The 22665-nt window shown below is 44.7% G+C and carries 26 protein-coding genes and 1 pseudogene; 22 read left to right on the top strand and 5 right to left on the bottom strand.

The genetic code is table 11. The annotated features are described in order from the left end of the window. Positions 1–2: 2 nt before the first annotated feature. Together ctaF and ctaG are read left to right on the top strand one after the other, a co-directional pair. Positions 3–335, top strand: coding sequence for a cytochrome c oxidase subunit IVB (gene ctaF, locus ACXN9U_RS07115; RefSeq protein WP_007409686.1), 333 nt, complete (start codon positions 3–5; stop codon positions 333–335). Between the two features lie 39 nt (positions 336–374). Continuing rightward, positions 375–1244 carry a cytochrome c oxidase assembly factor CtaG gene (gene ctaG / locus ACXN9U_RS07110; protein WP_489202485.1) on the top strand — a complete coding sequence of 290 codons (870 nt, stop codon included), beginning with the start codon at positions 375–377 and terminating at the stop codon, positions 1242–1244. A 33-nt stretch (positions 1245–1277) separates the two neighbouring features. Here the strand turns inward: ctaG and ACXN9U_RS07105 are convergent, their stop codons facing one another. Further along, on the bottom strand, positions 1278–1637 hold the full coding sequence (locus tag ACXN9U_RS07105; RefSeq protein ID WP_016936230.1) for a YugN family protein: 360 nt from the start codon (positions 1635–1637) through the stop codon (positions 1278–1280). Between the two features lie 140 nt (positions 1638–1777). Between ACXN9U_RS07105 and ACXN9U_RS07100 the strand changes: the two genes are divergently transcribed. The 8 genes and pseudogenes from ACXN9U_RS07100 to coaD all read left to right on the top strand — a co-directional run bounded on the left by ACXN9U_RS07100 (position 1778) and on the right by coaD (position 6375). Then, positions 1778–2221 carry a CBS domain-containing protein gene (locus ACXN9U_RS07100; protein ID WP_489202359.1) on the top strand — a complete coding sequence of 148 codons (444 nt, stop codon included), beginning with the start codon at positions 1778–1780 and terminating at the stop codon, positions 2219–2221. A gap of 83 nt (positions 2222–2304) precedes the next feature. Continuing rightward, positions 2305–3345: a CAP domain-containing protein gene (locus ACXN9U_RS07095; protein ID WP_438421867.1), complete on the top strand. Its 1041-nt coding sequence runs from the start codon at positions 2305–2307 to the stop codon at positions 3343–3345. Between the two features lie 173 nt (positions 3346–3518). Continuing rightward, entirely contained in the window at positions 3519–3929 is a 411-nt protein-coding gene (locus ACXN9U_RS07090) for a YlbD family protein (protein ID WP_047475165.1), read from the top strand. Positions 3930–3944: 15 nt separating this feature from the next. Next, positions 3945–4184, top strand: coding sequence for a YlbE-like family protein (locus tag ACXN9U_RS07085; RefSeq protein ID WP_003154475.1), 240 nt, complete (start codon positions 3945–3947; stop codon positions 4182–4184). A gap of 70 nt (positions 4185–4254) precedes the next feature. Then, positions 4255–4705, top strand: a pseudogene (ricF, locus tag ACXN9U_RS07080) (regulatory iron-sulfur-containing complex subunit RicF). A 57-nt stretch (positions 4706–4762) separates the two neighbouring features. Next, positions 4763–5035, top strand: a complete 273-nt coding sequence (locus ACXN9U_RS07075) for a YlbG family protein (protein WP_016936225.1) — start codon at positions 4763–4765, stop codon at positions 5033–5035. A gap of 298 nt (positions 5036–5333) precedes the next feature. Continuing rightward, a complete protein-coding gene (rsmD, locus tag ACXN9U_RS07070; protein ID WP_045927180.1) occupies positions 5334–5888 on the top strand; it encodes a 16S rRNA (guanine(966)-N(2))-methyltransferase RsmD in 555 nt (184 codons plus the stop codon). Between the two features lie 4 nt (positions 5889–5892). Further along, the gene (coaD, locus tag ACXN9U_RS07065; RefSeq protein ID WP_016936222.1) at positions 5893–6375 is read left to right on the top strand and encodes a pantetheine-phosphate adenylyltransferase; all 483 of its coding nucleotides are present in this window, start codon (positions 5893–5895) and stop codon (positions 6373–6375) included. A gap of 17 nt (positions 6376–6392) precedes the next feature. On the opposite strand, the gene ylbJ is transcribed toward coaD, so the two are convergent. Further along, positions 6393–7619, bottom strand: coding sequence for a sporulation integral membrane protein YlbJ (gene ylbJ, locus ACXN9U_RS07060; protein ID WP_060962856.1), 1227 nt, complete (start codon positions 7617–7619; stop codon positions 6393–6395). A gap of 178 nt (positions 7620–7797) precedes the next feature. On the opposite strand from ylbJ, the gene ACXN9U_RS07055 reads away from it, so the two are divergent. Beyond that, a complete protein-coding gene (locus ACXN9U_RS07055) occupies positions 7798–8577 on the top strand; it encodes a patatin family protein (protein WP_014304961.1) in 780 nt (259 codons plus the stop codon). 5 nt (positions 8578–8582) lie between these two features. Then, positions 8583–9605 (top strand): SepM family pheromone-processing serine protease, encoded by a 1023-nt coding sequence (locus ACXN9U_RS07050; protein ID WP_060962855.1) that lies wholly within the window; start codon positions 8583–8585, stop codon positions 9603–9605. Positions 9606–9654: 49 nt separating this feature from the next. On the opposite strand, the gene ACXN9U_RS07045 is transcribed toward ACXN9U_RS07050, so the two are convergent. Continuing rightward, the gene (locus tag ACXN9U_RS07045; RefSeq protein WP_061862166.1) at positions 9655–10101 is read right to left on the bottom strand and encodes a hypothetical protein; all 447 of its coding nucleotides are present in this window, start codon (positions 10099–10101) and stop codon (positions 9655–9657) included. Between the two features lie 88 nt (positions 10102–10189). After that, positions 10190–11437, bottom strand: coding sequence for a nucleotidyltransferase (locus tag ACXN9U_RS07040; protein WP_489202358.1), 1248 nt, complete (start codon positions 11435–11437; stop codon positions 10190–10192). 208 nt (positions 11438–11645) lie between these two features. On the opposite strand from ACXN9U_RS07040, the gene ACXN9U_RS07035 reads away from it, so the two are divergent. The 3 genes from ACXN9U_RS07035 to gerR all read left to right on the top strand — a co-directional run bounded on the left by ACXN9U_RS07035 (position 11646) and on the right by gerR (position 13097). Then, positions 11646–12164: a YceD family protein gene (locus tag ACXN9U_RS07035; protein WP_016936218.1), complete on the top strand. Its 519-nt coding sequence runs from the start codon at positions 11646–11648 to the stop codon at positions 12162–12164. A 21-nt stretch (positions 12165–12185) separates the two neighbouring features. Next, positions 12186–12365 carry a 50S ribosomal protein L32 gene (rpmF, locus tag ACXN9U_RS07030; RefSeq protein ID WP_003154457.1) on the top strand — a complete coding sequence of 60 codons (180 nt, stop codon included), beginning with the start codon at positions 12186–12188 and terminating at the stop codon, positions 12363–12365. A gap of 156 nt (positions 12366–12521) precedes the next feature. Next, the gene (gene gerR / locus ACXN9U_RS07025; protein WP_016936217.1) at positions 12522–13097 is read left to right on the top strand and encodes a sporulation-specific transcriptional regulator GerR; all 576 of its coding nucleotides are present in this window, start codon (positions 12522–12524) and stop codon (positions 13095–13097) included. Between the two features lie 41 nt (positions 13098–13138). Here the strand turns inward: gerR and ACXN9U_RS07020 are convergent, their stop codons facing one another. Further along, positions 13139–13621 (bottom strand): N-acetyltransferase, encoded by a 483-nt coding sequence (locus tag ACXN9U_RS07020; RefSeq protein WP_060962853.1) that lies wholly within the window; start codon positions 13619–13621, stop codon positions 13139–13141. A gap of 163 nt (positions 13622–13784) precedes the next feature. Between ACXN9U_RS07020 and ACXN9U_RS07015 the strand changes: the two genes are divergently transcribed. From ACXN9U_RS07015 to ACXN9U_RS06985, 7 genes are all read left to right on the top strand, one after another. Further along, a complete protein-coding gene (locus tag ACXN9U_RS07015; RefSeq protein WP_489202357.1) occupies positions 13785–14666 on the top strand; it encodes a 2-dehydropantoate 2-reductase in 882 nt (293 codons plus the stop codon). A gap of 86 nt (positions 14667–14752) precedes the next feature. Continuing rightward, positions 14753–16372 carry a bacillithiol biosynthesis cysteine-adding enzyme BshC gene (bshC, locus tag ACXN9U_RS07010; protein WP_489202356.1) on the top strand — a complete coding sequence of 540 codons (1620 nt, stop codon included), beginning with the start codon at positions 14753–14755 and terminating at the stop codon, positions 16370–16372. Between the two features lie 125 nt (positions 16373–16497). Further along, positions 16498–16929 (top strand): division/cell wall cluster transcriptional repressor MraZ, encoded by a 432-nt coding sequence (mraZ, locus tag ACXN9U_RS07005; RefSeq protein WP_013352164.1) that lies wholly within the window; start codon positions 16498–16500, stop codon positions 16927–16929. 66 nt (positions 16930–16995) lie between these two features. Beyond that, the gene (gene rsmH, locus ACXN9U_RS07000; RefSeq protein WP_016936213.1) at positions 16996–17931 is read left to right on the top strand and encodes a 16S rRNA (cytosine(1402)-N(4))-methyltransferase RsmH; all 936 of its coding nucleotides are present in this window, start codon (positions 16996–16998) and stop codon (positions 17929–17931) included. A 38-nt stretch (positions 17932–17969) separates the two neighbouring features. Then, positions 17970–18323 carry a cell division protein FtsL gene (gene ftsL / locus ACXN9U_RS06995; RefSeq protein ID WP_060962850.1) on the top strand — a complete coding sequence of 118 codons (354 nt, stop codon included), beginning with the start codon at positions 17970–17972 and terminating at the stop codon, positions 18321–18323. A gap of 6 nt (positions 18324–18329) precedes the next feature. Then, positions 18330–20474, top strand: coding sequence for a penicillin-binding protein 2B (gene pbpB, locus ACXN9U_RS06990; RefSeq protein ID WP_060962849.1), 2145 nt, complete (start codon positions 18330–18332; stop codon positions 20472–20474). 112 nt (positions 20475–20586) lie between these two features. Further along, positions 20587–22506 (top strand): stage V sporulation protein D, encoded by a 1920-nt coding sequence (locus tag ACXN9U_RS06985; RefSeq protein ID WP_003154438.1) that lies wholly within the window; start codon positions 20587–20589, stop codon positions 22504–22506. Positions 22507–22665 lie beyond the last annotated feature (159 nt).

Genomic DNA, 22665 nt, shown 5'->3' with positions numbered 1-22665 from the left:
CGATGGACGATAACAAAAACAGAGGGACTGTCAGTACGGATCTCGAATATCGGAAAAAGAAAAATGCCGAGGAGATGAAATATCAGGTCATCTCCTTCGGTTTAATGATCGGCCTTACGCTAGTCGCGTTTTTGACGGTGGCTGCAGACGGCATTGCCGGATGGTTTACGATGCCGTTTCTTATCCTGCTTGCGGTCATCCAGGTCATCTTTCAGCTGTTTTACTTTATGCATATGAGCCAGAAAGGGCATGAAGCGCCGTCTCTATTTCTGTATTCGGGAATATTTGTCGCGTTTATCACCGTGCTTGCATTTGTCACGATTATTTGGTGGTAATCAGGGCGGCGGGGAGTGAGAGATTTGATTAATTTGGAAATGTTCGGGTTTCGCGCCATGTGGAGCCCGTATCTGTTTTTTATAACTGCCGTGATAACAGGTGTTTACTTTTACTGGTGCAGCCGGCATAAAGGACGCGTGTCCGCTAAAGAGAAGGTGCTGTTTGTGCTTTCCGCGCTGTTTTTTTACGCGGCTGCGGGAAGTCCGGTTGACTTATTGGGCCACGTGATGTTCAGCGCTCATATGGTGCAGATGGCGGTTCTGTTTTTAGTCGTGCCGCCGCTCTTGATTTCCGGAATTCCCGGCTGGGCATGGAAAAAACTGATTTTCCGTCCCGGCGTAAAGCGGCTGTTTTCATTTTTTTCACAGCCGCTTATCGCTTTGCTGCTGTTTAACGGCATTTTTTCACTGTATCACATTCCGTTTATATTTGATTTCGTCAAAATGGATTCGCTGTATCACGCGCTGATGAACGGACTCATCTTTGTAACGGCGTTTTTTATGTGGTGGCCGCTTGTGCATCAGGTGGACGGTCTGCCCCGGCTCAGCGGTTTAATGAAGCTTGGGTATATTATGGCGGACGGGATTCTGTTAACGCCGGCTTGTGCGCTCATTATGTTCAGCGGGGCGCCCATGTATGCCACGTACACAGATCCGGCGGCTTGGGCCGAAGCTATGAAGCTTTGTGTCCCTTTAGACTTGGTGGAGAAGATCCCTTTATCCGGTCCGGAGATATTTAACACGCTTCCTCCTCTGGAAGATCAGCAGCTCGGGGCAGTGCTGATGAAAATCATACAAGAGATTGTTTACGGAACATATTTGGCTGTCGTCTTTTTTCAGTGGGTCAGAACGGAACGGGAAAAAGATACGCTCTCAGAGCCGCCGTATATCGAGCATACCGTCTCATAAAAAAAGTACAGCATATTCTGCTGTACTTTTTTATTACATTTGCACTGTTTTTAAAGACTCTGCCAATTCAAGCAGTAATGCCTTGCTTTTTGCGACGACATGTTCCGGAAATTCTTCATCGCTGCCGTATTCTACGCCGTGCGGATAATAATGCTTTCCTAAAAGAGGGGCCTTCAGCTGAATCACGGCACGGCTGCCGCCTACATCGCCCTCTTTTGCCGTTCCTTGAATCCGCAGATAAAATGTCCCCTCAGCAACTGAAAACTTTTTGTCGTAAGTCACTCTTTCATAATCCCATTGTCCGGCCAGAATGAGCCCTTTGCTTTCCATCAGATCATTCAAGCGGCTGAGCTCCGCAGTTACCCCTTCAAGACCGCTGTTTTCAAACTTCAAACCTTCCCCCTCCTTTTAAAATTTACCTTTCCTGACAATCATAGTATGAAAGCGTTGCACATTCAATGATTCATACGGTGAAAGTATGCAAAAAGAAAAATTTGACGACAATAGTAGCAGAAAAAAGGAGGAATTCCGCAATGACAAAGATCAATAAGCTCATGACGTCAGACTTGCAATATTGTACAGTATTAGATAATGTATATGAAGCTGCGGTGAAGATGAAAGACGCGGATGTCGGCGCTATTCCGATAGTGGATGAAGACGGAGCGACCCTTGTCGGGATCGTGACAGACAGAGATCTCGTATTACGGGGAATTGCTTCTAAAAAGCCGAACTCTCAAAAAATAACCGATGCAATGACAGAGCGGGTTATCAGTGCAGAAGAAGACGCTTCTGTGGAAGAAGTGCTTTATATGATGGCTGAACATCAGCTCAGAAGAATCCCCGTCACACGGGATAAAAAACTGGTCGGCATTGTCACGCTCGGCGACCTTTCCTTGGCTGAGCAATCAAATGAGCAAGCAGGCCGGGCGCTGTCTGACATTTCTGAAGACGAAGGTCCGGAAGGGTTTATCCATTAAACATAAATGACGGACGCTGCAAATAGGCTGTACTGTATAAGAAAAACAATAATAGAACAGTTTGATTTCATGGGGGTGAGAGGTTGAAAAATATCGCCAGGGCTCTCGTTATCCTTTTGCTTATTTACGGAGCGTATGTTCTGTTTATACAATATGGATCGGCTCCTCAGAAAAAAACGAATCAGGAGGAGCCTCAGGTTTCCAATGAGGAGGCGAGCGGAAAACGACTGAAAATACCGTCATCCGGACTGCTTTCTCTTATGGGGAAATCTGCTGCCGATGTGAAAAAGAAACTCGGGGAACCGTCCCGGAAAGATCCTTCTGCCTATGATTATGAATGGTGGGTGTACAACCAGGGGAAAGACCAATATGTACAAGTCGGTATTCTGAATGATAAAGCCGTGACTTTATACGCTTCAGGAAGCGGCATCAACGCAAAACCGTTTAAGATCGGCGAATCGACGGGCGAAGTCTTTAAAACGACGCAGGTTGCTCCGTTTGTCAATGTGACGGATAAGGGTAACACGTACCGGTTTGAGTTTTCTGAAGAAGATATCAATACCCGTCCCACTGTCAAGATCGGCGGTATGTATGTTCAGCTGTACATGGACAAATTTGACGGGAATCTGTCAAGCATCAGGGCATTTGATGCGGAGACGTTAGTAAAACAAAGGCCGTACGAGGTCATGTACAGAGGAAGACTCACAGAACCCGAGCCTGTTTCTGATAAAAAATGGGACAGCATTGAACGGGCGAGCGAACAGCAGATTCTCGATATTACAAATGTCATCCGCGTGAAACACGGACTTACAAGGCTGAAATGGGACGAAGGCGCTGCAAAAGTGGCATTCGGCCACAGCCAGGACATGAAGGACAACAAGTATTTCTCCCATGTCTCAAAGAAATACGGGACTTTGAAGGACCGCTTGGAAAAAGGCGATGTGAAATACCGGGAAGCCGGTGAAAATATTGCCTACAACTATGTGGACGGTCCGGCGGCAGTGGAGGGCTGGCTGAACAGTGAAGGACACAGAAAAGCGCTGTTAAGTCCTGATTACACCCACCTCGGGGTCGGCGTGGACCGGAAATATTATACGCAAAACTTCATTAAGCCTTGGCAGTAAAAACCGCAGAGGGGCGCAGCCCCCGCGGTTTTTTTATGTTTTTTCGCGAGCGGGCTCCTGCCGGGAAAAATAATTTTTGCATATACCTGCTTTTTTTCGCAATTTAGGCGAACATTAAGGCGCCTGAACCGATACATTATAGCAGGCAAAACTTTTCGGAGGGGGTGAGAATTGTGGCGAATCAGCAATCACGGCAATCAATCGATGATTTTAAACAATTCGTAAAAAAGCATCCCAAACTGATCCAAAATGTTCGCAAGGAACAAAGAAGCTGGCAGGAAGTCTATGAAAATTGGGTTCTCCTCGGCGAGGACGATTCGATGTGGGACCCATTTAAAGACGAGGCCGTTCAGTCTGCTTCTGAAGCGGAAACCAAACAGGAACCAGCTGAAAAGAACGATTTCGTTTCAAAAATGGTCACTGCCGTCAAAAAGATGGATATCAACCAAATGAATGAGCAGATCAATAAAATGAGCCAGTCTATTTCATCATTGCAAAGCCTTTTAAGCCAATTTTCGAGCAGCGATACAAAGCAGCCCCGGCAAGGCTCCGGACAACATCCTTTTTCGTTCAGGAAGGATTAAAGAAGGGGATCGTGTATGCGAAAAGAGGTTCAGGAATTCATATCTGCAGATGAGGAACGGAAACGGTTTATACGGCAGCGCCCCGTCTGGTACCGAAGACTCGCGAGAAAGCCGGACGATCTCAATTCATTTCAGCTGGACATGATGAATTTTTATGAAAAAACAATACCGCACCGGGTAAGCCAATTTTCAAACGGGATTCAGATGGCGCAGATGATGATGCAGATGGTTCACGCCATGCGTTCGCAGGATTAAAAAGCATTTAAACGCCGCATTTTCCAATTGGCAGGTTTCGTGGTAAACTAACAACTGGAGGTGCGTATTAATGTATGCAACAATTGAGTCCGTCCGGCTTCAAAGTGAAGCGGAGCAGCTTGCCGGCATGATTCTGCAGTCTGAGACGGCTGAAAATTACCGCGATTGTTACAAGCGTCTCCATGAAGATGAAGAGGCAGGGCGGATTATTCGTTCTTTTTTGAGCATTAAAGAGCAGTATGAGGATGTGCAGCGCTTTGGCAAATACCATCCTGATTATAGAGAAATTTCCCGCAAAATGAGAGAGTTGAAGCGGGAGCTGGATTTAAATGATAAGGTGGCCGAATTTAAAAAAGCGGAGACTGAGCTTCAGTCGCTGCTTGACGAGATCAGCATCGAACTCGGCACGGCCGTTTTCGGAGCATGTAAAAGTTCCGACGGGGAATCCTTATTTTGACGGCCTGTCATCCTGCGGCGGCGGCTGCGGTTCCGGCGGCGGCTGCGGATGCAAAGTTTCCTGACGAGACGGCCGTCTCGTCTTTTACATAAAATGAACAGAGAGTCAGGCGGTGATCATGATGGAAAGCAAGCGCCAAGGCATAATCGTATATCTGCATTCTTTAAAACACAGTAAAATGCTGAGAAAATTCGGCAACGTTCATTATGTTTCCAAGCGGCTGAAATACGCAGTGCTGTATTGCGATATGGGCCAAATCGAAAAAACGATGGAAAAGATTTCTTCTTATTCATATGTGAAGAAAGTAGAGCCTTCATATAAGCCCTTTTTAAAGCTGGAATTTGAATCAAAGCTTGATAAAGCGAAAGAGTACGATTATAAGATCGGCATATAAAAAAATCCCCGCAGAAACCTGCGGGGTCCTTCTATTCCTTAACAAGTTAAGGAGAAGGCAAAGGGAGAGGAGAAACCGGAGGAAGAACTTATGGGGAAACGTAAGTCTTCTCCGCGGTTGGCAACAACATCATTTATTGATGCTGTTACACGTAGTTTTGACAAGAATGTGAGCATGTATACATGATTTCACGCTCATTGTTTGAAAGAATGCTTTATGATAAGATAGGGATTGTTTTTGTACATAACGGCTCAGCCGATGCGAAACATCAAAGTTTTCAGAAAAAGTGGTGTGAAAAATGAGAGTAATTTCCGGTTCAAGAAAAGGACGAGCCTTAAAGGCTGTGCCGGGCACATCAACAAGGCCGACGACGGATAAAGTAAAAGAGTCTATTTTTAATATGATCGGCCCGTATTTTGACGGAGGAACGGGGCTGGATTTGTTTGCGGGGAGCGGCGGTCTCGGAATTGAAGCGCTGTCGCGCGGATTTGACCGCTGTATCTTTGTGGATCGGGATTTCAAAGCCATCCAAACGGTAAAAGCGAATATAAAAGCGCTGGATCTGCTGTCTTCAGCGGAAGTATACCGCAATGATGCAGAGCGGGCCCTCTATGCCGCGGCGAAACGGGAAAAAGGTTTTGACGGAATTTTCTTAGATCCCCCGTATAAGGAACAAAAGCTGAAAGCGCTTATCGAAATGATTGATGAAGAGAACATGCTGAATGAAGGCGGTTTTGTCGTAGCCGAGCATGATAAAGCGGTTGCGCTTCCTGAAGCCGTCGGCGCGCTTACTGTAACAAGAAGGGAAATTTACGGGCTTACAGGAGTGACGATATACCGAAATAGGGGGTAATGATGTGGCAAGTATAGCTGTATGTCCCGGAAGTTTTGATCCCGTCACCTACGGACACATGGACATTATCAGGCGGGGAGCAAACGTGTTTGAGCATGTGTACGTATGCGTGCTTAATAATTCTTCCAAGCAGCCGCTGTTTACAGTCGAAGAACGCTGTGAGCTATTGCGGGAAGTGACAAAAGACATACCGAATATTACGGTCGAGACGTCAGGGGGACTGTTGATCGACTACGCGAAAAAAAAGCAGGCGAATGCGATTATCAGGGGACTCAGAGCTGTTTCTGACTTCGAATATGAGATGCAGGGAACCTCTGTCAACCGCGTGCTTGACGAGTCAATAGAAACCTTTTTTATGATGACGAACAATCAGTACTCTTTTTTAAGTTCAAGCATTGTAAAAGAGGTCGCAAAATATAACGGGCCTGTTTCAGAGTTTGTTCCTCCGGAAGTCGAACAGGCGCTGCAGCAGAAATTTAAAGGATGAGAAGCGCGTATGGCGTCTCATCCTTTTTTTATTCGTGCTGACAGCCTGTAACAATAAATCAGTGCGTATACGGTGAGGGCAGCCAGGGTTACGGCGGGGCCGGCTTCAACAAGTGTGTTCCATCCGCTGACGGCAGCCGAGGCCGCGCCCTGATCGCGGAGCGGAAGGAATACGGACTGGTAAGGTTCGTCCAATGCAAGATAAAGCGGCTTCCACAGTAAAAGAATAAAAAGGGCGGCATAAATGCCTTGAAGGATACGCGCTGCGAAAAACGGTTTAAAGCGGATGTCTGTTTCCGATAAAATGCCGGCCACTTGGGCCTGTACGGAAAGGCCGCTGAAACCGAGAATAAAACTCACAATCATCGCTTTCGGCAGCAAGGCGGCATCCGCTTCACTGACCAGCTTGCTCCCAAGCGTAATCTCAAACATTCCGCTGATAAGAGGAATGTCCAGACTTACGGGAAGATGGAAGAGCGAAAGAAGCGCGTTTGTAAATACAGAAAGCACATCCATGACTTGTACGATTGATAATAACCGGCTGAAAACCGAAAACAATATAATAAAACCGCCCACCATCAGCAGGGTTTGTACAGAAGACGTGACGGCGTCGCTTAAAATTTTTCCGAGCGGCCGCTTTTCCGAAAGCCGCGCTTTGTGCAGCGCCAGAAATGCTTCTTTCAGTGAAGGAAGAGAGAGCGTCTTTTTCCCGGTATACGACGCTTCTTCTTTCCGTCCGTATGAACGCATCGTCAGGCCGACGGCGATGTTTCCGAGATAGTGAGCTGATGCTAAAAGAATGCCGAGAGAGGCGTTATGAAAAAAGCCGACCGCCACAGCCGCGAATATAAATAACGGATTGGATGAATTGGTAAAAGAGACGAGGCGTTCAGCCTCCACTCTGGAGATCTGTTTCTCCTGGCGCAGCCGTGCAGTCAGTTTCGCGCCGGCCGGATTTCCTGAAGCCATGCCCATAGCCAGTACAAATCCGCCGACCCCCGGCACTCTGAAAATGGGGCGCATAAAGGGTTCGAGTAAAAGGCCGACAAACCTGACAATACCGAATCCGATTAAAAGCTCAGATAAAATAAAAAACGGAAGCAGCGAAGGAAAAACTACCTCCCACCACATGGAAAGTCCGGTTTTGGAGGCTTCGAATGAGGCCTGCGGGTGTGAAATAACCGTCGCCGTCAAAAAAATAAAAAACAATGAAATCAAAAATGTATGAAACTTAGACAAGTTCATTCTTACCTCCCCAATGCTAAAATTGCACACTGACATTTATATCATGATAAAATATAGAACAGACCTTAAGGACGGCCGGGCAAGTACCTATTTGTCATCCTGTACTAATATACGAGCATAGGGGTTCAATTTAGACCATAGAATTCATGTATAGGATGTCTATAGGGGGTTCGTCGCGTTGGCCAAACCTACAATCGGGTTAGCGTTAGGTTCGGGAGGGGCAAGAGGCATTGCTCACCTCGGAGTGTTATCCAGTTTACATAAGCATCAGATTCCAATTGATATGATTGCCGGCAGCAGCATGGGAGCGTTAGTCGGAAGCTTTTATGCGGCCGGGCATGACGTGGCCACGATGAAAAAAGTCGCCAAAGCATTTAAGCGGCGGCTGTATGCAGATTATACGATGCCGCGTCTCGGATTTTTAAAAGGGGACCGCATCAGGCAGCTCGTACATGCGTATACGTACGGCAAGCCGATAGAAGAACTGCGGATCCCGCTCGGCATTGTGGCATGCGACCTCCAGACCGGAGAAAAACTCGTTTTTACAAAAGGCTCTGTATCCGAAGCCGTCCGCGCGAGCATCAGCATACCGGGCGTTTTCGTTCCGCAAAAAATGAACGGGCGCATGTTAGTGGACGGCGCGGTGGTCGACAGAATCCCGGTTTCCGCGGTAAAAGATATGGGCGCTGATATCGTCATCGCCTCCGACGTATCGCGGGTGAAAAAAACGGAAAAAGCGGCACATATTTTTGATGTAATCATGCAAAGTATGGATATACTGCAAAATGAATTGGTCCGTCACCAGACCATTGCCGCAGACGTCATGATCCGCCCTTCTCTTGAATCATTCAGTTCAAGCTCTTTTGCCAACATTGATCATATGATCACAGCGGGCGAAGAAGCCGCAGACCGGATGATCGGCCGGATTAAACAAGAAATAGAGAACTGGGAGGGCTAACTCATATGAAAGCAAAACATTTTCGCTGGGTGTTTATCATCCTGATCTTATTAATCGCTGTTACATTTATTAAGCTTCCGTATTACATCACACAGCCGGGAGAAGCATCAGAGCTGAGACCGCTGATTAAGGTGGACGGAGGCTATCCTGAAAAAGGAAGCCTTTCCTTGATGACTGTCAAAGTAGGCCCAGCCAATCCGTATACATATCTTTGGGCGAAAGTGCATCCTTACGATGAAATCGTCCCGGATGAAAGCATAAAAGAAGAGGGCGAAACAGATTCAGACTATATGAAGCGCCAGCTGCAGATGATGAAAAGCTCTCAAGAAAACGCGGTCATTGCCGCTTATCAAAAAGCCGGAAAACAGGTAAAATACTCATTTAACGGCATTTACGCCAGCTCAGTCGTCTCCGGCATGCCGGCAAAAGGAAAAATAGAGGTCGGTGATAAAATCATCAGCGCGGATGGGAAGAAATACGAATCCGCTGAAAAGCTGATTGATTATATCAGCAGCAAAAAAGCGGGGGAAAAAGTCACGTTTCACATTGAACGGGACACGAAAGAAAAGACCGTTGACATTGGGCTGAAATCATTCCCGGACGACCCGAAAAGAGCGGGAATCGGTGTCGCCTTATATACGGACCGGAACGTGAAAGTGAAGCCCGATCTTCATTTCAGCATTGAAAACATCGGCGGGCCTTCTGCGGGTCTCATGATGTCTTTAGAAATTTACAACCAGCTGACAAAACCTGACGAAACAAAAGGCTATAATATAGCCGGAACGGGAACAATCGACGTTGACGGCAAAGTCGGACCGATCGGCGGAATCGATCAGAAAGTCGTCGCCGCAGACAAAGCGGGGAAAGATATTTTCTTTGCTCCGAACCAAAACGGTGCTGAAAACTCTGATTATAAAAATGCGGTAAAAACGGCAAAAGCTATCAAGTCCGATATGAAGATCGTTCCGGTCGACACCATGCAGGACGCACTTGATTATTTGGATAAGCTGAAAGTAAAAAGCACCTGATAAATTCTCAAACCAATAGTAAAAGGGAAGCCGAAGCTTCCCTTTTTATTTAACGTGCATATAATTTTATATTTTTTGAATAGACAGGTTCTTTACTATAACCACTATTTTTCTTTTTGGAAACAAGAACATGAACGGAAGTAGTCTGAGTGGCGAAAGATGTGCCTTTTAAACTTATAGATTTCCAAGGAGTTGAACTTTTAAAGCTTCCCGTTTGTTCATCACCAATTCCACCAAATACTCCGTTTTTATAACTTAAATACATTTTGTAATAAATATTACCACATTTACCGTTCTGTTCAATTTTTGCATCGACAGATGTTGCTTTAGCGGTATATGTACTAGCATCAGTTATAATTCTTACTTTACAACTCTTAGCCATATTGTCGGGATGTTGCCATCCAGAATAAGTTGCAGCATGAACTTGTTCATTAAAGCCGAAAAATGTAGATGTACCAATAAATAAACAAGCAATGAGAAAGATGAATTTTTTCATTGAAATTCCCCCTAAAAAATATAATATAGGTATATTTTATTATTAAATTCAAAAATTGTCAAAATTAAATTCAAAAATTGTCAAATGATCAATTGTTTTGAATAAATACATTTTTAAATTCGTCAAAACGAATTGGAGAATTTGAGTATTCCCCTATGTTAAACTTAGAACGCATGGGTTCTCTAATTGGCAAGCTGTAAACAAGTCCTGCTTTAACGTCTAAGTCTAATGACGGATTAGAAAAGGAAGAAAGCTTACTAACAATAGGGAGTTTAAATGTTTTTTTCATTTTAGATAAATAGGATTGTCCTTTGGTATTCATCCCCAATAATCTTACATATGTAACCCCATCTTCTAATAATTTATACATTACATCACTATTTGTGTGTGTTAGAATATGTAAATTCAAACGCTGTAATTTTGTCCAAGTATACCGTTTTGTTTTTAATTTTCTCATATAATCTTCAAATGAATAAGAATTATTTTGCACTTTAAGTATCCGATGCTCCAGGCCTTCTACTACTTCATATATACTATTTAAGTCACTAGATGAAGAAACAAAAAAGGCATATTTTAAATACTGAAAGTAATCTTCATATTTATGCCAAACTCCATACGCATTTTTATATTGAAGGAGCTCTTCAATAACTGTAGATGGAACAAAATCTTTAATAAAATTAAGTTCTTGATTTTCAATAAGCGCTTTTCTTATACTGGTTGCACTTGCATAAGACTCCTTATTTTTGGGAAGTGATTGTTCATGATATCCTTGTGATTTCCGTAAACCAGTAAGTGGCTTTAATGATAAGTTTAAATCATTAATTGCTTTTACATAATGAAAACCCAAAATGTTATTAGGATAGGATAAATCCACACCATTTTTTATACCGATATCACTAATTGTTTGAGACATTGCTGATGCATAACTAGTCCCTGTCTTTATATTCTTTTTGAAAAATTCCTTGATTTTCCTTTGTTCTCTTTGATGAAGCTTCAATGTTTCATAAAATGAGTTGATGTTACCGGATTCACTACTGAAGAAAAGAGACGAACATCCTAAATGATTTAATAATGTTACAGCTCCTTGAGCGAAAATTTCAGCTTTTTGAACAGCAAATATGTATGGAAGTTCAATAACAATGTCAACCCCGTTTTGTAATGCCATTTTCGTTCTTGACCATTTTGAAACAATCGCAGGCTCTCCTCTTTGTAGAAAGTTACCGCTCATTACAGCAATTACAATATCACTCTTTGTTTGTTTTCTTGCTTGTTGTATGTGATAAGCGTGGCCGTTATGAAAAGGGTTATATTCTACAATTATTCCGACTGCTTTCATATTTGTTCCGCCTTTCTTGCTATGTTTTGCTTCGTATGGTACATTTGCAAATGAAGTGCATATTTTCGTCCGTTTCGTTTAGTGTATGATTAGCCTATCCGGCTGTCAACGATTGCATGACGGCGGCATTATGCTGTAAAGAAAAAATATTGACAAAAACATTCTGAAAAGCTATAATCATGTTTGTTGCTTTCCTGAGGTGATACAAATGAAATGGACGATTTATCAGCTTCATCAAATGGCGAAAAAGAGCTTTGAATTTGATGAAACAGTTGAGTTGAATGAGCTGACAAAATTGAATTCTGACATCCGCCGCATTTCTCCCGTCCGGGTGAAGGGCCGCGCGGAGATTGAATCCAAGCAGGTTTCGTTTGACTTTACGATTTCAGGCGAAATGGTTTTGCCGTGCTCAAGAACTTTAGTTGATGTGCCGTATCCATTTACAATCGCGACAAAAGAACTGTTTAGATTTCATAAGACGGATGATATAGAAGATGAGGACGTTCATATTGCTGAAGACGATACCGTCGACTTGACTCCGATCGTAAAAGAAGAGATTCTTTTAGAAATTCCTATGCAAATCTTTTGTGAAACTGAACAAAAAGAAGGGGCCGCTCCCCAAGTGGGAAAGGATTGGCAAGTGATTTCTGAGGAAGAGAAGAAAAATCAGATCGACCCCAGACTTGCGGATCTGAAAAAGCTCTTAACACAAGATGATGAATCTTAACTCTTTAAGGAGGTGGGAATAATGGCTGTACCTTTTAGAAGAACTTCTAAAATGAAAAAAAGATTGCGCCGTACACATTTCAAACTAAATGTACCTGGTATGACAGAATGCCCGTCATGCGGAGAGATGAAATTGTCTCACCGTGTATGTAAAGCATGCGGATCATACAACGGCAAAGACATAAATGTAAAAAGCAATTAATGTATGAAGAAAAGCGCGGGAATTTCGGTTCCTGCGCTTTTCTTTTTTTCTTCCTCCGGCCTGCTTCCGCCGAAAAAATTGTGAGCGCCAATAGTCTATCTAATCTATCAGCGGCATATGTATGAGGTAAATGAGCAAATATGGAGGGAGATACGATTGACGATTACGAGACAAGATGCGTGGACGCAAGATGAAGATTTGCTGCTGGCCGAAGTGGTGCTCAGGCACATACGGGAAGGCGGGACGCAGCTTTCCGCTTTTGAAGAAGTCGGCAGAGCGCTGACGAGAACGGCTGCCGCCTGCGGGTTCAGGTGGAATTCTTATGTCAGGAAACAATATCAGTCAGGGATAGAACTGGCGAAAAAACAGCGGAAGGAATTAAGAAAGCAAATCGGGGTGCATTCCGCCAATCTGCCGGGAACCGTCAAGCAGCCCCCGATCCGCAGGGCGGAAGGAGAAAAAGAGCTGTCCATTGATGATGTGATTTTGTTTCTGCAGCAATTTAAAGAGTCGCCAGCCGCAGCGGATGTGCGTCATGAAAAAGAAAAACTCACAGAACAGCTGACCGCGCTGCAAAAAGAAGTCGAGGATCTGCGTGAGGAAAACGAAAGCTTGAGAAACAAGCTGGAGATGACGGAAGAAGATTACAAAGCGTTAATTGATATTATGGACAGGGCGAGAAGGATGGTCAATTTGAAAGATGATGAAAGAAAATCGGCGCAGAGCCTGTAAAATCAACCGGCCTGAGGGCATTGTCCCGGCCGGTTTTTTTATTATGCCGTTTCCCCGGCTGTCATTTCACCGTCCATATCAGGATGCCAGATGTAAGGGTTTTCTCCTTTATCACGCGCCATATCATATTTAACGGGCTCGAAATTCATCTTATCCCAGAATTCTGCTGATTTCATGCGTGAATTCGTCCTGATCGGCATTCTGAAGGATTTTGCAAAATCGACAAGCGCTTTGCCATATCCGTTGTTTTGATAGCCGGGAAGAACCTCCAGCTTCCATAGTTCCAAAAAGTCCTGACGCTGATCAAAATACGGATTCGCACTGCCGCTTACCTGATATAAACTCATTCTCGCCACTAGTTTATCCCCGAAGTAAATCCCGTAAAAAGGCGAGGTGCTGTCATTTTCAATGATATTATCCTGCAGATCTTCAAGCATGGACAGCTCCTGCATCCCGTATTCTTTAAACCTTTTAAATTCTTCGAGTGTCTTAAAGTTGATGAGCAGGCGCTCTATTTTCAACACAAACTCCCCCTTTGTTGTGTTCTACTTATTATTGTAAACGCTTTAATTGAAAATTCCAACTATAATATGTTCGTCTGTCATTTTGTTCAAAACGAAATTGAAGTAATTTGCGGCGGCTTCTGCTATGATAATATGGAAAAAAGCAGATATAGGGTGTGACAGTGTGAAAATCGGAATTATCGGCGGCGGAGCGGTGGGCCTTTTATGTGCTTACTACTTATCGTCCCGCCATCAGGTAACGGTCATCACGAGGCGGACAGAGCAGGCTGATGCGATTAACTCAGGCGGTATACGCCTGGTGAAAGACGGAAAAGAATGTACGGCGTCATGCAGAGCGCAAACAGGCATCACTTCCGGATTCGATCTCTTAATCGCAGCTGTTAAACAGCACCAGCTCAGCGATGTTTTGCCGGATCTTGAGACAATAAAAGGGACGAATGTGTTGTTTTTGCAAAACGGCATGGGACACATACACGACATCAAAGATTGGCATACAGATCATTCGCTTTATGCCGGCACGGTTGAGCACGGGGCAAAAAGGATATCAGATCATGTCGTTGAACATACTGGGACCGGAGCCGTAAGATGGAGTGTATTCCGTGCATCCCGTCCGGAAACGCTCAAAACCATCTTTTCCGGAATGCACCGGGATTTTCCCGTATATGATGAAAACGACTGGTATCAGCTGTTAACGGGAAAATTGATCATAAATGTATGCATCAACCCGTTAACTGCATTGCTGCGCGTGAAAAACGGAGAGCTGTTAACAAATGCCGCTTACAAAACATATATGAGAAACGTGTTTGAAGAAGCGGAGACAATACTTGGCCTCGCGGATAGAGAGGAAGCGTGGAACAGGGTTTGCGAAGTTTGCAGCCTGACGGAAAAAAATCATTCTTCCATGCTTGTCGATATCTTGGAGGGAAGACGGACGGAGGCCGATGCGATTATCGGATACCTTGTGAAAGAGGCGGAGAGCCGGGGATTGCCGGCCGTTCATCTCCCGTTTTTACACCGCAGCATAAAAGCGTTAGAAAGAAACTGAAACAAAGTCTTTTGAGGTTTTCCGCTAACATGCTATACTCATTTCGGAAACCTAACTATTTATTGGAGAAAGGAAGTTCCAGACAGATGCAGCTAACTGAACTTTCCATCAAAAGTCAAAATACGTTTGTGCAGCACTATATAGATGGAGAAAACATGTCTTCATTTTTTGATTATGATATTCATTCTGAGGATGTATGGCAAAAGCGGCTTCAAGACCTGTCTTCAAGGCCGTTTGCCAGAGAGGAATTAGCCGATTACCTATCCTCGTATCACGAAAAATTTAACTCCGCCGCCATGCAGGCCTCCATCAAAAAACTGAGAGATCCAAAAAGCGCAGCAGTTGTAGGCGGACAGCAGGCCGGTCTTTTAACAGGACCCCTTTACACCATACATAAGATTATCTCCATTATCGTACTTGCCAGACAGCAGGAAGAGGCGCTCCGGATTCCTGTCGTTCCGATTTTCTGGGTGGCGGGTGAAGATCACGATCTGGAAGAAATCAATTATGTGCATACGTCAACAGAGAAAAAAGGCCCGGTGAAACAGAAGCTGCCGCAGTCTTACTGGAAAAAAACATCGGCAGCCAATACCTCTCTTGATCAGGAAAAATGTGCGGCGTGGATTGATGAGGTGTTCGCTTCTTTTGAGGAAACGGATCACACAAACGCACTCCTTCAAAATGTGAAGCGATGTTTACGCTCATCAGAGACATTTACGGATTTTTTTGAACTGTTAATCGCCGGCTTGTTTCAAGAAGAAGGACTTATTCTGATGAATTCCGGAGATCCCGGAATTAAAAAGCTGGAAACGGGAATGTTTCAGCAGATTTTAAAGCACAATAATGAACTTGCCGAAGCAGTGTCAAATCAGCAACGTCTTATGCGGGAAGCCGGTTATCACCCGATTATTGAATCGGACAAAGAACAGGCCAACTTATTTTACGAGTATGAGGGAGAGCGCTTCTTAATTGAAAAAGAAAATGGCGTTTTTGTCATTAAGGAGCTCGACCTCGAGTGGACGGACGACGAACTTCATACCCATATGGAAGAAAAACCGGAATGTTTCAGCAATAACGTTGTGACAAGGCCGCTGATGCAGGAGTTTCTCATCCCGACTCTTGCGTTTATCGCAGGGCCGGGGGAAGTCAATTATTGGGGCGAGCTGAAGCAGGCTTTCTCATTAATGGGCTTTTCTATGACTCCGGTAGTGCCGAGATTAAACATTACGATTCTTGAGCGCCATATTGAAAAGAAGCTTGCAGAACGGAATATCCCGCTTCAAGAAGCGATCGAACACGGCACCGGACATCTGAAGGAGACTTATTTTAACGAGCAGATTCCTGAAGAATTTTCTTCTGTGATGGAACAGGCGAAGTCACAGATTGAAGCTGCCCATAAAAAAGCAAGAGACGAAGCGCTTAAAGTCGATTCAAGCCTTGAGCCGCTCTTACAGAAGAATGCCGCCTTCATTCAAGATCAGCTCTTGTTTCTAGAACGGACGGTAACAAAAAGAATTGAAGAAAAAGAAGGTTTTGTGCTTCGTGACTATGAAAGAATCCAAAACAGCATCAGACCGCTCGGCGCTCCGCAGGAACGGATCTGGAATGTAATGTATTATTTGAACCGTTACGGTCCAAAATTCTTCACAACCTTCAAACATCTGCCATTTTCTTTTCAAAACCAACATCAGATTGTCAAACTTTGAAATAAAGTTTTAAAGAACCCTGAATAGTTCAGGGTTTTTTTTTATGTTTAAACAGTGTAAAATGAGGTTGTGGAGAGAAGTGGCGGATAGTGGTGAGTTTAGGGGAGAAAGTGGGGGTCCTTATCATGTTTATGGGTGAATACCAGCATACAATTGATGCAAAGGGCCGCATGATCGTACCCGCAAAATTCAGAGAAGGCCTCGGTGAGCAGTTTGTGCTGACAAGAGGACTTGACCAATGTCTTTTCGGCTACCCGATGAATGAATGGAAGCTGATCGAAGAAAAGCTGAAGGCGCTGCCGCTCACCAAAAAAGACGCCCGCGCATTTACCCGTTTCTTTTTTTCCGGTGCGACCGAATGCGAACTGGACAAGCAGGGAAGGGTTAATATTGCGTCATCTCTTCTGAATTACGCAAAACTGGAAAAAGAATGTGTTGTCATCGGGGTTTCCAATCGAATTGAATTGTGGAGTAAGGTAATCTGGGAACAATACACAGAAGAGCAAGAAGATTCATTCGCCGAAATTGCTGAAAACATGATTGGATTTGATATATAATGGATCTTCGTGCATCACAGCAACTGACAATTCAATTCATTCCTGATAAAGGTGGGACCGACACAAATGTTTCAGCATAAGACAGTACTTCTACGTGAAACCGTCGACGGTTTAAATATCAAACCGGACGGAACCTATGTGGACTGCACCCTGGGAGGCGCCGGGCACAGTACATATTTATTGCAGCAATTATCGGAAAAAGGGCGTTTAATCGCCTTTGACCAAGATGACACGGCGCTTGAAAACGCAAAGCAAACATTGTCTGAGTACAAAGGACAGCTCATTTTGGTGAAAAGCAACTTTCGTTATTTAAAAGAATGTTTACACGAACACGGCATTACGAGTGTCGACGGAATTTTATTTGATTTAGGAGTATCCTCACCGCAGCTTGATACACCGGAACGGGGATTCAGCTATCATCATGACGCACCGCTGGACATGAGGATGGACCAGTCGGCCGCCCTTACGGCGAAAGAGGTCGTAAATGAATGGCGGTATGAGGATCTTGTGCGGATTTTCTTTAAATACGGAGAAGAAAAATTCAGCAAGCAAATCGCCAGAAAAATTGAAGAGGCAAGAGAGAAATCGCCTATTCAAACAACCGGCCAACTGGTCGATCTAATAAAGGACGCGATACCGGCTCCGGCGAGAAGAAGCGGCGGTCATCCGGCCAAACGCGTATTTCAGGCCATTCGAATCGCCGTAAACGATGAGCTTCAAGTATTTGAAGAGGCTCTCTTGCAGGCGATAGAGATGCTGAAGCCGGGCGGAAGGGTATCTGTGATCACTTTTCACTCACTGGAAGACAGAATGTGCAAGACGACATTCAAGGAAAAATCATCACTTCCCGAACTGCCTCCGGGTCTTCCTGTGATACCGGAAGAATTTGAACCGGAATTAAAACTGATTACGAGAAAACCCATTACGGCATCAAAAGAGGAGCTTGAAGAAAATAACCGCGCCCGCTCAGCGAAGCTCCGCATTGCGGAGAAACGAAAATAACGGGCAGCAAATGACAACATAAAGGAGGTCATCAGCCTATGAGCAACTTAGCTTACCAGCAGGAAAAACAACAACGGCCAGTGATAAGTCCCGAAAAAAAGGTGATTGTCAAAAAAGGGGCTTCCATTACACTCGGGGAAAAGGTGCTGCTCGTCCTGTTTGCCATTGCCGTTCTCTCCACTTCAATGTTTATCGTATCAAAGGCATACGCGGCGTACCAATCCAATATTGAGGTGCAAAAACTGGAGGAGAAAGTATCAGAGAAGAATAAGCAGATCGGTGATCTCCAAAAAACAGCGGGTGACTTAAGCCAGCCGCAGCGATTGATGGATATCGCCAAAAAGCACGGTTTGAATCTGAAAGATAAAAAAGTGAAAAACATACAGGAATGATAACCCATGCCTAAAAAAAATAAGTTTATGAACAGAGGAGCAGCGATACTGAGTATTTGTTTCGCTCTCTTTTTCTTTGTCATTCTCGGGAGAATGGCGTACATTCAATTAACCGGTAAAGCTAACGGGGTGGAACTTGCAACAAAAGCGACCGAGCAGCACGAAAAAAAGCGGACGATAGAAGCGAGCCGCGGCTCCATTCTTGACCGGAACGGCAAAGTGCTCGCTGAGGACACGGCGACTTATAAGCTCATTGCCGTGCTTGATAAAAAGATGACGACCGACAAGAAGCACCCTCAGCATGTCAAAGACAAAGAAATGACAGCGGAAAAGCTGGCGTCCGTTATTGACCTGGACAAAAGCGAGATTCTGGACATCTTAAACAGGAATGGCGCGAAGCAGGTGGAATTCGGTTCAGCTGGCCGCGATATCTCTTATGCGAAAAAGCAAAAGATCGAAAAAATGAATCTTCCGGGTATTTCTTTCTTAAGAGATACGAAGCGCTACTATCCGAACGGCGTGTTTTTATCAAATGTTCTCGGCTATGCCGATGTAAATGAAAAAACAAACCAGATACAAGGATCTTTAGGGCTGGAAAAAATACTGAACAGCTATCTGACGGAACGCGACGGATCTGTCACGTATGAAAGTGATAAATCCGGCTGGAAACTTCCGAACAGCAAAGAAAAAATCACCGCACCTAAAAACGGTGACAATGTATATTTAACCATTGATCAGAAAATTCAAACCTTTTTAGAAGACAGCATGACGAAAGTGGCGGAAAAATATAAACCGAAAAAAATTATGGCGGCTGTCGTAGAACCGAAAACAGGCAAAGTGCTTGCGATGGGGCAGCGTCCGAGTTTTGACCCGAATCTCAGAAACGTCACCAATTATTACAACGACTTAGTGTCGTACGCGTATGAACCGGGATCGACGATGAAGATCTTTACGCTTGCCGCGGCGATTCAGGAAAACGTGTTCTCTGCAAACGAGAAATATAAATCAGGAACATATGAAGTAGGCGATAGACCTGTTAAAGATTGGAATGATGGCGCCGGCTGGGGCATGACAAGCTTCCATGACGGCCTCATGAGGTCATCCAATGTTGCTTTCGCCAAACTGGCCAATGAAAAACTCGGGTTTGACCGGTTTAATGAGTATCTGCACAAATTCGGGCTCTATCAAAAAACAGGGATTGATCTGCCCGGTGAAGTATCAAGTAAAATTAACTTCAAATATGATTTTGATAAAGCGTCTACGGCTTACGGCCAAGCATCGGCGATAACGCCGATTCAGCAGCTTCAGGCAGTCACGGCGATTGCCAATAACGGCAAAATGATGAAGCCTTACGTGATTGACCATATTGTCGACCCTGATACGAAAAAAGTCGTCAAGCAGACAAAGCCCGAACAAGCAGGTACGCCGATTTCGGCTGATACGGCCAAACAAGTCCGGAATCTGCTTGGAGAAGTCGTGACGTCAGACATCGGAACGGGAAAACCTTATAAAATTGAGGGTTTTGATGTTGCGGGGAAAACGGGAACCGCGCAAATCGCGGGGACGGGCGGATATTTATCTGGAACGAGCAACTATGTGTTTTCATTCATGGGCATGGCGCCGAAAAATGATCCTAAGCTCGTCATCTATGTAGCCGTGCAGCAGCCGCAATTAAAAGCGGGCCAAAGCAGCTCCGATCCTGTCGCGGAAATCTTTAACCCGACGATGAAAAACAGTTTGCATTATTTGAACATCGAGCCGACGGAAAAGTCAGATTCCGGCCAGGAAGAAACGAAAAGCCAAAAGATGCCTGATCTGACAGACAAGACGGTTACGAATTCTGAGAAGGAAGCGAAAAATGAACATCTCACACCGATTGTCATCGGCAGTGATGTTGCCGTAAAAGAGCAGTATCCGAAAGCCGGAGAAGATGTGATCACCAATCAGAAAATCTTCTTAAAAACAGACGGAAAGATGACGATGCCGGATATGTCCGGATGGTCGAGACGGGAAGTGCTTCAATTCAGCAAGGTATCAGGCATTCACATTGATGTGAGCGGCGAAGGTTACGCTGCCAGCCAAAGTGTCAAAAAAGGCAAAGAACTGAAGGGAAATACCGTGATCAAGGTGAAATTTAAAAATCCTGATTAACGGGACAGAGAAGTCCGCGGATGCCCGCGGGCTTCTTTTTTATGCGCGCCGTTCTATGTGTCCAAGCTGAGGCATAAAATGAAACAAGCCTAAATAAGGAGTGGACGGTCCCTTGCGCGTTTCAAATGTAACGGTTCGAAAACGTTTATTACTGGTTTTGCTTTTTGGCGTGATCATTTTTTTGATCATTGACAGCAGATTAGGCTATGTCCAATTTGTAATGGGGGAAAAGCTGACTTCGCTGGCGAAGGATTCCTGGAGCCGGAATTTGCCGTTTGAGCCTGAGCGGGGAGAGATCCTTGACCGGAACGGCGTGAAGCTGGCTACTAATAAAAGCGCGCCGACCGTCTTTGTCGTACCGCGCCAGATTCAAAATCCCATAAAAACGGGCAAGCTTCTCGCGTCAGTTTTAAATATGTCAGAAGAGAAGGTCTACAAACACATTACAAAGAAAACATCCATAGAAAAAATCTCACCCGAGGGCCGGAAAATTTCAAATAAAAAAGCGAAAGAAATCAAAGCGCTCGATTTAAAAGGAGTTTATGTAGCTGAAGACAGCATCCGTCATTATCCGTACGGAAGTTTTTTGTCCCATGTTCTCGGTTTTGCCGGTATTGATAACCAGGGCCTTCTCGGACTGGAGGCTTATTATGATGATGACTTGAAAGGTGTAAAGGGCTCCGTGAAATTTTATACGGATGCCAAGGGGAAGAAAATGCCTGATGAAGCGGATGATTACACCCCTCCGAAAGACGGACTTGATATGAAATTGACGATTGACGCCAAGGTTCAGACGATTATAGAACGAGAGCTCGACAATGCAGCGGCGAAATACAACCCGGACGGAATGATTGCGGTCGCAATGAATCCGAAAAACGGAGAAGTGCTGGGAATGTCAAGCCGTCCTGATTTTGATCCGGCTGACTATCAATCAGTGGATCCGTCCGTTTACAACCGGAATCTGCCGGTATGGAGCACGTATGAACCGGGTTCGACCTTTAAGATTATTACGCTTGCGGCGGCGCTCCAAGAGCAAAAAGTAAACTTGCAAAGAGATCATTTTTATGACAAAGGATTTGCCGAGGTGGACGGCGCCCGCCTCAGATGCTGGAAAAAGGGCGGCCACGGTTCGCAGTCTTACCTTGAAGTCGTTCAAAATTCCTGCAACCCTGGGTTTGTACAGCTTGGGGAACGGCTCGGAAAACAAAAGCTGTTTCAATATATTAAGGACTTCGGATTTGGAAAGAAAACAGGCATCGATCTGCAGGGGGAAGGAACGGGAATCTTATTTCCGCTTGACAGAGTCGGCCCGGTCGAACAGGCGACAACCGCTTTCGGACAAGGGGTTTCCGTCACGCCGATTCAGCAGGTGGCAGCCGTATCCGCAGCAATAAACGGCGGAACGCTTTATACTCCGTTTATCGCCAAAGAGTGGGTTGATCCCGTCACGAAAAAAACCGTTAAGAAACAATCGCCGATTGCGAAAAGACAAGTTATTTCCCAGGAAACGTCAAAGCAGATCAGATACGCTTTAGAAAGCGTCGTCGCTCAGGGAACGGGGCGGAATGCCTTTGTAGAAGGATATCGCGTCGGGGGGAAAACTGGAACGGCTCAAAAGGTCAAAGACGGCAAATATCTCGAAAACAACCATATCGTCTCCTTTATCGGTTTTGCGCCGGCTGATGACCCGAGCCTTGTCGTATATGTCGCGGTTGATAATCCGAAAGGCACGATTCAATTCGGGGGAACCGTCGCCGCGCCGATTGTCGGAAATATGATGAGAGACAGTCTGCCGGAGCTCGGCGTTAAACCGCGAAAAAATCAAATCGAGAAAAAATATCAATGGAACGACACAAAAACAATAGAGGTTCCGAATGTTGTAGGGATGTCTGTCTCTGATCTTGAGTCGCTGCTTGTCAATTTGAATATAGACTCCTCAGGAAAAGGAAGCAAAATTGTGAAGCAATCACCTGCAGCCGGAACGAAAGTAAAAGAAGGCTCAAAGATCCGTGTTTACTTGAGTGAAGAATGAGTCTTTTTGAGGCAGCCGATTGTTTTCGGCTGCCTTTTATCATAAAGATAAAAAAAGAAGATAACTTTTAAGATTAACTGGATGTATCCTTTTATTTACGCTAAAATATGAACTGTATGTTTAAAAGCCATTCTGACTTTTACAAACAATTATCATGAT

Source organism: Bacillus sp. BACIII (genome assembly GCF_057836745.1).
The sequence above is the reverse complement of the archived record's forward strand: the minus strand, read 5'-3'. Positions and strand labels throughout refer to the sequence as shown.

What these genes read in the sequence shown, in the direction of transcription:
- ctaF (WP_007409686.1), top strand. Translation starts at nt 3, where the DNA reads ATGGACGATAACAAAAACAGAGGGACTGTCAGTACGGATCTCGAATAT.
- ctaG (WP_489202485.1), top strand. Translation starts at nt 375, where the DNA reads ATGTTCGGGTTTCGCGCCATGTGGAGCCCGTATCTGTTTTTTATAACT.
- ACXN9U_RS07100 (WP_489202359.1), top strand. Translation starts at nt 1,778, where the DNA reads ATGACAAAGATCAATAAGCTCATGACGTCAGACTTGCAATATTGTACA.
- ACXN9U_RS07085 (WP_003154475.1), top strand. Translation starts at nt 3,945, where the DNA reads ATGCGAAAAGAGGTTCAGGAATTCATATCTGCAGATGAGGAACGGAAA.
- ACXN9U_RS07075 (WP_016936225.1), top strand. Translation starts at nt 4,763, where the DNA reads ATGGAAAGCAAGCGCCAAGGCATAATCGTATATCTGCATTCTTTAAAA.
- rsmD (WP_045927180.1), top strand. Translation starts at nt 5,334, where the DNA reads ATGAGAGTAATTTCCGGTTCAAGAAAAGGACGAGCCTTAAAGGCTGTG.
- ylbJ (WP_060962856.1), bottom strand. Translation starts at nt 7,619, where the DNA reads ATGAACTTGTCTAAGTTTCATACATTTTTGATTTCATTGTTTTTTATT.
- ACXN9U_RS07050 (WP_060962855.1), top strand. Translation starts at nt 8,583, where the DNA reads ATGAAAGCAAAACATTTTCGCTGGGTGTTTATCATCCTGATCTTATTA.
- ACXN9U_RS07045 (WP_061862166.1), bottom strand. Translation starts at nt 10,101, where the DNA reads ATGAAAAAATTCATCTTTCTCATTGCTTGTTTATTTATTGGTACATCT.
- ACXN9U_RS07040 (WP_489202358.1), bottom strand. Translation starts at nt 11,437, where the DNA reads ATGAAAGCAGTCGGAATAATTGTAGAATATAACCCTTTTCATAACGGC.
- ACXN9U_RS07035 (WP_016936218.1), top strand. Translation starts at nt 11,646, where the DNA reads ATGAAATGGACGATTTATCAGCTTCATCAAATGGCGAAAAAGAGCTTT.
- rpmF (WP_003154457.1), top strand. Translation starts at nt 12,186, where the DNA reads ATGGCTGTACCTTTTAGAAGAACTTCTAAAATGAAAAAAAGATTGCGC.
- bshC (WP_489202356.1), top strand. Translation starts at nt 14,753, where the DNA reads ATGCAGCTAACTGAACTTTCCATCAAAAGTCAAAATACGTTTGTGCAG.
- mraZ (WP_013352164.1), top strand. Translation starts at nt 16,498, where the DNA reads ATGTTTATGGGTGAATACCAGCATACAATTGATGCAAAGGGCCGCATG.
- rsmH (WP_016936213.1), top strand. Translation starts at nt 16,996, where the DNA reads ATGTTTCAGCATAAGACAGTACTTCTACGTGAAACCGTCGACGGTTTA.
- ftsL (WP_060962850.1), top strand. Translation starts at nt 17,970, where the DNA reads ATGAGCAACTTAGCTTACCAGCAGGAAAAACAACAACGGCCAGTGATA.
- pbpB (WP_060962849.1), top strand. Translation starts at nt 18,330, where the DNA reads ATGCCTAAAAAAAATAAGTTTATGAACAGAGGAGCAGCGATACTGAGT.